This is a genomic window from Oscillibacter sp., assembly GCF_031978065.1.
GTDB lineage: Bacteria > Bacillota > Clostridia > Oscillospirales > Oscillospiraceae > Oscillibacter.
In genome coordinates this window covers 1-8,469 of record NZ_DALZCH010000126.1, presented here as the reverse complement: position 1 = coordinate 8,469, position 8,469 = coordinate 1, and the positions used below count along the sequence as shown (strand labels likewise).

At 59.5% G+C, this 8,469-nt stretch carries 9 protein-coding genes; 6 read left to right on the top strand and 3 right to left on the bottom strand.

Going from position 1 to position 8,469, the window contains the following annotated elements; genetic code table 11:
• Positions 1 to 166: 166 nt before the first annotated feature.
• The 6 genes from RTK01_RS14585 to pgsA all read left to right on the top strand — a co-directional run bounded on the left by RTK01_RS14585 (position 167) and on the right by pgsA (position 5,892).
• The gene (locus RTK01_RS14585) at positions 167 to 1,132 is read left to right on the top strand and encodes a DUF1385 domain-containing protein (RefSeq protein WP_312281669.1); all 966 of its coding nucleotides are present in this window, start codon (positions 167 to 169) and stop codon (positions 1,130 to 1,132) included.
• 31 nt (positions 1,133 to 1,163) lie between these two features.
• A complete protein-coding gene (gene prmC / locus RTK01_RS14580; RefSeq protein WP_312281668.1) occupies positions 1,164 to 2,030 on the top strand; it encodes a peptide chain release factor N(5)-glutamine methyltransferase in 867 nt (288 codons plus the stop codon).
• Between the two features lie 88 nt (positions 2,031 to 2,118).
• Entirely contained in the window at positions 2,119 to 3,240 is a 1,122-nt protein-coding gene (gene recA / locus RTK01_RS14575) for a recombinase RecA (protein WP_312281667.1), read from the top strand.
• Positions 3,230 to 3,850 (top strand): regulatory protein RecX, encoded by a 621-nt coding sequence (locus tag RTK01_RS14570; RefSeq protein ID WP_312281666.1) that lies wholly within the window; start codon positions 3,230 to 3,232, stop codon positions 3,848 to 3,850. Before recA ends, RTK01_RS14570 begins: the two co-directional genes overlap by 11 nt.
• 197 nt (positions 3,851 to 4,047) lie before the next feature.
• Entirely contained in the window at positions 4,048 to 5,355 is a 1,308-nt protein-coding gene (gene rimO, locus RTK01_RS14565; protein WP_312281665.1) for a 30S ribosomal protein S12 methylthiotransferase RimO, read from the top strand.
• Positions 5,356 to 5,370: 15 nt separating this feature from the next.
• Positions 5,371 to 5,892, top strand: a complete 522-nt coding sequence (gene pgsA / locus RTK01_RS14560; protein WP_312281664.1) for a CDP-diacylglycerol--glycerol-3-phosphate 3-phosphatidyltransferase — start codon at positions 5,371 to 5,373, stop codon at positions 5,890 to 5,892.
• Between the two features lie 244 nt (positions 5,893 to 6,136).
• Here the strand turns inward: pgsA and RTK01_RS14555 are convergent, their stop codons facing one another.
• The 3 genes from RTK01_RS14555 to nrdD form a co-directional block, all read right to left on the bottom strand.
• A complete protein-coding gene (locus tag RTK01_RS14555; protein WP_312281663.1) occupies positions 6,137 to 6,976 on the bottom strand; it encodes a hypothetical protein in 840 nt (279 codons plus the stop codon).
• Positions 6,977 to 7,295: 319 nt separating this feature from the next.
• On the bottom strand, positions 7,296 to 7,814 hold the full coding sequence (gene nrdG, locus RTK01_RS14550; protein WP_312281662.1) for an anaerobic ribonucleoside-triphosphate reductase activating protein: 519 nt from the start codon (positions 7,812 to 7,814) through the stop codon (positions 7,296 to 7,298).
• A 55-nt stretch (positions 7,815 to 7,869) separates the two neighbouring features.
• On the bottom strand, positions 7,870 to 8,469 hold a 600-nt coding region (gene nrdD / locus RTK01_RS14545; RefSeq protein WP_312281661.1), incomplete at its 5' end, for an anaerobic ribonucleoside-triphosphate reductase.

Here is an 8,469-nt window from a genome sequence, read left to right as displayed (position 1 = left end):
CCTGCCAATCGGAAACTGAAAAATCCGCCCCTGCCGTCCGCCGCCTTTTGCGGCAGGCACATGGGCGTCTTTGCCGCCGGATCACGCGGGCGGCAAAAATATTGTAGAACAAATGTTGCATTTATAAAAATTTTGTGCTATTCTAAGTAACTAGAAAGGACCACACATGGCAGAAAACAATTCCTGCGCCTTCCGCACCAGCATCGGCGGACAGGCTTTGATCGAGGGCATTTTGATGCGCGGGCCTGAAAAGCAGGCCATTGTCGTGCGGGATCACGAGGGAAATCTGGTGGAAAAGGTGGAGGAGCTTCACCTCATTAAGGAGCGTCACCCGTTTTTGGGCTGGCCGCTGGTGCGGGGCACCGTAAACTTTTTGGACTCCATGGTCAAGGGCGTGAAGGCCCTGATGTACTCCGCGGACTTTTACCCGGAGGACGAGGCTGCAAAGCCGTCCAAATTTGATTTATGGCTTGAAAAGCATTTGTCCAGCAAAAAGCTGGAGGCGATGCTGGTGGCCGTGGCCACCGTAGTGGGCGTGGGGATGTCACTGCTGCTGTTTCTGGTGCTGCCCACGTTTATCACCGGCGGGATTCTCCACTTCTTCCCCGGCTTCCCTCTGTGGGGGCGCAACGTGGTGGAAGGCGTTTTGAAAATCATTATCTTTATGATCTATCTGGTGGCCTGCTCGAAAATGAAGGACATCTACCGGGTGTTTCAGTACCACGGCGCGGAACATAAAACCATCTTCTGCTACGAAGCGGGCCTGCCCCTGACAGTGGAAAACGTCCGCATTCAGCCCCGGCACCATCCCCGCTGCGGCACAAGCTTCCTATTTGTGGTGATTTTTGTGTCCATCCTTATTTCTTCCGCGGTGTTCGGTATCTGGCCGATCACCAACGTGTGGCTGCGCACACTGGTGCATCTGGCGCTACTGCCGCTGGTGGTGGGCATTACCTATGAGTTCAACCGCTGGGTGGGCCGCAGCAGCTCCGGCCTTGCAAAGGCCCTGACCGCCCCGGGCATGTGGATGCAGAATTTTACCACCAACGAGCCGGAGGACTCTATGATTGAGTGCGCTATCCGTTCGCTGGAGCTGGTTTTGCCCAACGAAAAGGGGCAGGACGCCTGGTAATCACAGCTTTTTTATAAAGGATGAAGCAAACGTGACCAAGACCTATAACAATTTATATATGGATCTTCGCGCCGGACTGAAAGCCGCCGGTGTGGAAATGGCCACACTGGAGGCCCGGGAGCTGACGTGCTTCGCCACCGGCAAGAACCGGGAAGAGCTGGTGCGGGACGGGGCGCTGTACGCCTCGCCGGAGCTGGAACAGCGGGCCCACGACCTGCTGGCGCGGCGGCTGGCGGGAGAGCCGGTGGCGTATCTTGTGGGCGAGTGGGAATTTTTTGGCCTGCCGCTGGACATCTCCCCCGCCGTGCTGATTCCCCGGACGGACACGGAGGTTTTGGCCGCGCAGGCCATTGAGTTCTGCGGCGCTCTGCCCGAGTGCCGGGTGCTGGATTTGTGCGCCGGCAGCGGCTGCGTGGGACTCGCCATCGGCTGCCGGGTGCCTCAGGCCCGGGTGGTGCTGGGCGAGTTAAGCGAGGCAGCGCTGAAAATTTGCCGCCAGAACGTGCGGCGCTGCGGCCTTTCCGGAAGGGCGGTCTGCATGCAGACAGACGCGCGGCAAAAGCCCTCCCCCGCTTTGGGGGAGTTTCACTGCATCGTGTCTAACCCCCCCTATATCCCCGTGGGGGACATTCCTTCGCTGGATGCGGCGGTGCGAGACTACGAGCCCCATCTGGCGCTGGACGGCGGCGCGGACGGGCTGGACTTTTACCGCGACATTGTGGAGCGGTGGCGGCAGGCGCTGGCCCCCGGCGGGCGGCTGTACTTCGAGGTGGGCATCGGGCAGGCGGACAGCGTACTGCGCATCATGCGCGCCGCCGGCTTCGGGGACATTCAGGTGGTGAAGGACACAAACGGGATTCCCCGCGTGGTGTTTGGAACGCTGTGCGCCGAGATTTAAGCCGGGACAAACGGGCCAATAGGTGTCTGTTTGCGCGCTTTAAAAGAGTTTTTACAGCACGGTCCGAAAAATAAGGAGGAAGAAGACTATGGCAAAAGATAAAGCAGCCGCATCCTCACTGCCGGATAAGAAGGCGGAAATCGCCTCAGACAAGGATCAGGCCATTAAAAGCGCCATCGCCCAGATTGAAAAGGCCTATGGCAAGGGCTCCATCATGCGGCTGGGGGATCGGTCGAACCTGGAGATCGACACCGTACCCACCGGGTCGCTGGCGCTGGATCTGGCGCTGGGCGTGGGTGGATTGCCCCGGGGCCGCATCATTGAGATTTACGGGCCGGAATCTTCCGGTAAAACCACGCTGGCCCTGCATGCAGTGGCACAGGCCCAGAAGAAGGGCGGCGAGGTTGCCTTCGTGGACGCGGAGCACGCGCTAGATCCCTCCTATGCCCGCGCTCTTGGCGTGGACATTGAGAACATGCTGATTTCTCAGCCCGACACCGGCGAGCAGGCGCTGGAGATCACCGAAGCGCTGGTGCGCTCCGGCGCCATCGACGTGGTGGTGGTGGACAGCGTGGCGGCTCTGGTTCCCCGTGCGGAAATCGAGGGTGACATGGGTGACAGCTACGTGGGCCTTCAGGCCCGGCTGATGAGCCAGGCCCTGCGTAAGCTTACTGGCGCCATCGGCAAAACCAACTGCATCGTCATCTTTATCAACCAGCTCCGGGAAAAGGTGGGCGTTACTTACGGAAATCCCGAGGTCACCACCGGCGGCCGGGCGCTGAAGTTCTATTCCTCCATCCGCATCGACGTGCGCCGCATCGAGGCCCTAAAAAACGGCACGGAGCTTATCGGTAACCGCACCCGGGCCAAGGTGGTAAAAAACAAAATGGCCCCACCGTTCCGGGAGGCGGAGTTTGACATCATGTACGGCGAGGGCATCTCCCGCAGTGGAGAGTTGATTGACTTGGGAATTAAGCTGGATTTGGTGCAGAAATCCGGGTCTTGGTTCTCCATGGGGGAAACCCGCATCGGTCAGGGCCGTGACACCGCGAAAAACTACCTGCGTGATAACCCGGAAGTGATGGAAAAGCTGGAAGCGGATATCCGCGCCAACTTCGATAAACTGCTCACCGGCCAGTCCCGCGTGGCGGCCAAAGCGGCGGGCCGGGCCGTGGATGTGGACGCAGACGATTTTAACGATGAAAATTGACCGTTTAGAGCGGTCGAAGCATGTTGCCGGGCGAGTTCTGGTGTTTCTTGAGGATGGGACACTGCTGAAAATCACCGAGCAGGAGCTGCTGGACTTTGGCCTGCGGGCCGGAGACGAGTTGGACGAAGAGACACTGGGGCGGCTGAAGGCTTCCGCCTCCGGCTCCGACGCAAAGGCCCGGGCAGCGGAGCTGATCGGGCGGCGGGCAATGTCCCGACGGGATCTGGAGCGAAAGCTGACGGAAAAAGGCGCGTCGGAAACAGAGGCTCGCTACGCCGCCGAATGGCTGGAAGCCATCGGTGCGCTGGACGATGGGGAGTATGCCGCCCTTCTGGTGCGCCACTGCGCAGAAAAGGGCTATGGCCCCGCCCGCTATCGGGACGAGCTTTACAAACACGGCGTCCCCCGGGAACTGTGGGAGGACGCCATGTCTTCCGCCCCGGACCCGGCGGACATTATCGCGGCGTATCTGCAAGACCGCTTTCGCAAGGGTCCGCCGGACGAGCGGGAACGCCGCCGTGCGGCCGACGCGCTGACGCGCCGGGGCTTTGGCTGGAGCGACGTGAGAACCGGGCTGTCCGCTTGGGCAGAACTACCCGACGAAGCCTGAGTATCCTTTTTAAAAAGGCATTGCCTGCGCCGAAACAGGCTGAAGTTGTTTTAAAAGAACTTTAAGCAATTAGAAGCTCTGTAAAAACAGGCAGGCCTGCATTGTAACAATTAGGCCGCGTCAAAATCATCAGGACACATTGGGCCGCGCTCTTGGCGCGGCCCGCAAATCGAAACCCATGCAATGGAGGAGCTATTTTGAAGTACAGTGTTGCGTTTATTTCCCTTGGCTGCGCGAAGAATCAGGTGAACTGCGAGCAGATGATGGCCACCGTCACGGCGGCAGGCCACACCGTTGCCGCCGCGCCGGAGGGCGCGGACGTGGCGGTGGTGAACACCTGCGGCTTTCTGGCCTCTGCCTGTGAGGAGGCCATTGACAACATTCTGGAGATGGGTGCGTTGAAAAAGGCGGGAAAGGTCCAAAAAATTCTCGTCACCGGCTGCATGGCCCAGCGGTATCAGGAGGATGTGCTGGGCGAGCTGCCGGAGGTGGACGGCGTGTTGGGCACTGGAAGCTACGGCGACGTAGCCGCCGCCGTGGACGCCGTGATGGCCGGAGAACGGCCCTGCCGCTTCGGCAGCATCCACACGGCGGAGCAGGAGGGGGAACGCGTTCTCTCCACGCCGGGCTGGTACGCATACCTGCGGATTGCGGAGGGCTGCGACAACCGCTGCGCCTATTGCGTCATTCCCTCTCTGCGCGGAAAATACCGCAGCCGCCCCATGAAGCACCTTTTGGAGGAAGCCAGAGATTTGGCGGACCGGGGCGTGAAAGAACTGATTGTCATTGCGCAGGATATCACCCGGTATGGAACGGACCTGACTGGTAAGCATCAGCTTGCTCCCCTGCTGCGGGAGCTGTGCAAGCTGGACTTCCATTGGATTCGGCTCCACTACCTCTACCCTGACGAAATCGACGATGAGTTGATGGAGGTCATCGCCGCGGAGCCGAAGATTCTCAAGTATATCGACCTTCCTATCCAGCACTGCAACGACGTGATTTTAAAGGCCATGAACCGCCGTGACACCAAGGCGGAGCTACTGGTCCTTTTGGACAAACTGCGGGCGCGCATTCCCGGTTTGGTGCTGCGCACCAGCATCATCGCGGGACTGCCGCTGGAGGACGACGCGGCCTTTGAAGAGCTTTGCGAATTCCTGCGGGAGACGAAAATCGAGCGGGCGGGCGTGTTCCCCTTCTCTCCCGAGGAAGGAACTCCCGCCGCCAAAATGGACCATGTGGATGCCGAGGAGGCCCGCCGCCGGACGGAGCTGCTGGTGGACGTACAATCCGATGTGATTGACGGGTACAACGAATCCGTTCTCGGCTCTTTGCGGGAGGTTTTGTGCGAGGGCTTTGACCCTCAGGCCCAGCACTATTACGGGCGCAGCTATGCCGAGTCCCCGGATATTGACGGGCGCATTTGGTTTGATGCCGACGAGGTCCGTCCGGGAGACTTTATAAACGTCCGCCTCACCGGAACCACGGACGGCGAGCTGACTGGATAAAAGGAGTGAGCCACGGTGAATCTGCCGAATAAGCTGACCCTGCTGCGCATTTTGCTGATTCCGGTATTCATGACGGTGCTGTACTGGGGCTTTCCCGGCGCAAATTACGTGGCGCTGGCCATTTTCATTCTGGCAAGTCTCACGGATTTGTTGGACGGCCACATTGCCCGGTCCAGAAATCTGGTCACGGATTTTGGGAAGTTTGCGGACCCTCTGGCGGACAAAATGCTGGTCACCGCGGCCATGCTCTGGTTTGTGGAAATCGGGCAGATGCCCGCGTGGGCGCTGCTGATTGTCATTTGCCGGGAATTTGCCGTCAGCGGGCTTAGAATGCTGGCGTCCGACGCGGGGCGCGTCATTGCCGCCGGCTGGTCCGGCAAGGTGAAAACCGCTGCCACCATGCTCTGCCTTGTGCTGATGTTTTTGCCCATCCCAAAGGTGTTAAACACCGCGTGCGTATGGGTGATTGTTGTGACCACGCTGTATTCTGGCGTGGAGTATTTTACGCAGAATAAGGACGTATTTCGGTCTATGTAAGGAAAAAAGGTCCGGGGGATCAACTCTGTTGAACCCCCGGACCTTTTTGCGTTGATACATAGAAGCTTCCAAAGCTGTTGCGTGGAAACGAGCAGTTCTAAAAGAAAAGGAGCCCCACTTTTACGGCCCGGGCTTGAGACGCAGCGGCGACAAAAATGGAAGCTTTTGTCTGGGGAGAATCGTTCTCTTGCGCGCCACCCCACGGAAGCAAACGGGTCCTCATCAGGGAAATTCCAACCTTCATTCACCGGTGAGAACAAGAAAGTCCCGGCCCGCCGAAAATTTGCGACAGCACCTCCCCCGCCGAAAGAGTAGCAAATCCCTCCGGGTCGGTAAGAACGCCCCCGTCAAGCGCCCAACGGAACACACCGCCGGAAAACGCCGTATAAACCTCCCACGGTTTTTTAACCGGCGCGTAACGGGCATACCACGCGGGACAGCGCCGCATCACTGTCTCCGCCAGCGCCAGCGCTTCGCAGCAATCGAAATTACCGGGTGACAGTGCGCTGAGCTGTACGCCCCCTCCGGGGCAGCCCGCGCGGCTGTCGGAAGGCGTGGAGTGGGCCAACAGAACGCTGCCGTCGCCGCAGGTCCCCATGCACAGCCAGACGTGTCCCGCGATGCTGCAAATATCCCCCGGACAAAGCGCATTTCCCTCCCCAATTTCCGTCAGACGGCCCCAGCCACGGCGGACAAAGTCCCCGGCCATCTCAACAGCGGAGCACACATAGCCGGGAAGGCCGTCTTGGTCATGGAGCGTGTTGTACACTGTCCATCCCAGATAACCGGAGCAATCCAGCCCCGCGTAATAATAAATATTTCTACCCAATACAGGATAATAGTCCCGATAAAAATAGCATTTGTTCTGCGCCCTGAAAAACGCGCACCACTCCGGCGCAAGCCCGATGCGGACCGCCTGGGGACCCGCTCCGGTATCCTCCCGGTTCCAGCCGCCGCCGTAGATGTACAACGTGCTCCCCGCAGGGACTAAGGCGGTTGTAAGCAGATTTTTCAGCGTCCTCAAACCGGGGACAGCCCCGGAAGGGCATCCCGTTGACTCCGCATTGGAAAGTGGGGTTTTCATTTGGTTCTCCTCCTCCCCGGCGAAACAGTTTCGCCCGGCTGTTTGGATGTATGCGGAGGGAAACGCTTTCATGCAGGGCAGGGAAAAAAGCGGGAATCCATTTGCCCGCCTTGTCCGGCGGTTTGTTTTCCAACAAAGGCCCGGCCCTTTTTCAAGCCCCGGGCGGTAAAAATACAGCGGGCTGCGGAATTCACTTCCGCAGCCCGCTGTGAGTAATTCTCCGCCGCCTCGCGGGTGCGGGCTCCCTCTGCCGCGTCGATCCCGACAGGCTTGTGCAATCCCCCTCCGTCCGTTCTGCACACGAAGGGACTTTCTCTTGTCAGCCCTTCCAGAGAACCGCTTCTCCCTCCCGCAAAGACGCGGGCACGTCGATAATCCGCTGGTTGGCGCTGCCGCGGAAGCGCAGGGAAATGTCCTTCAGCAACTGGACAAACTCCCCGTCCACCAGTACATCGGTGAGGGCCAACAGCTCGTCCGTTACCTCGCAGCGGGCGCGGCTCTCCCCCGTCAGCTCCTCCCAGGTATAGCCGGAAAAGGCCCACACGGTTTTTCCCGGGCGCTCGGCCCGTACCCTGCGGATAAAGGGCAGCAGCGCGCGCTGGTTTTCCGGTTCAAAGGGCTCGCCCCCCAGCAGCGTCAGTCCCGCCACATAGGACGGCTCCAGCGCCCGGAGCACCAGCTCCTCCGTCTCCCGTGTAAAGGGCTTTCCATATTGAAAATCCTGCGCCTCGGCGTTAAAGCAGCCGGGGCAGCCGTGAGTACAGCCGGAGACAAACAGACTGACCCGCACCCCCACGCCGTTTGCAATGTCGCAGATTTTGATATTGGCATAATTCATGGCACACCTCGAAAAGTCCCGCCGGAGAACCTCCGGCGGGCTTTTTTTCGTTGATTTAGAGGTGGAGCACCCGCTCCCGAATTTCCTGCGTCCGGCCCTGATTCCAGAACTGGGTCCCGATATAGCCGCAGGTCCGCCGGGCCACGTTCAGCTTGTTCTGATCCCGGCTGCCGCACTTGGGGCACTCCCAAACCAGCTTGCCATCGTCCTCCACAATAGAGATTTCCCCGTCGTAGCCGCAGGTCTGGCAATAGTCGCTCTTCGTGTTCAGCTCGGCGTACATAATGTGGTCGTAGATATACTCCATCACGCTCAACACCGCAGGAATGTTGTCCTGCATGTTGGGAACCTCCACATAGCTGATGGCCCCGCCGGGGGACAGCGCCTGAAACTGGGATTCAAACTCCAGCTTGTCAAAGGCGTTGATCTCCTCGGATACGTGAACGTGATAGCTGTTGGTGATATAGGCCTTGTCCGTCACACCGGGGACAATGCCGAACCGCTTTTGCAAGCACTTGGCGAATCGGTAGGTGGTGGACTCCAGCGGCGTGCCATACAGGGAGAAGTCGATGTTCTCCTTGGCTTTCCACGCGGCGGTGGCCTCGTTGAGCCGACGCATGATAGAAAGCGCAAAGGGCGTGGCCTCCGGGTCGGT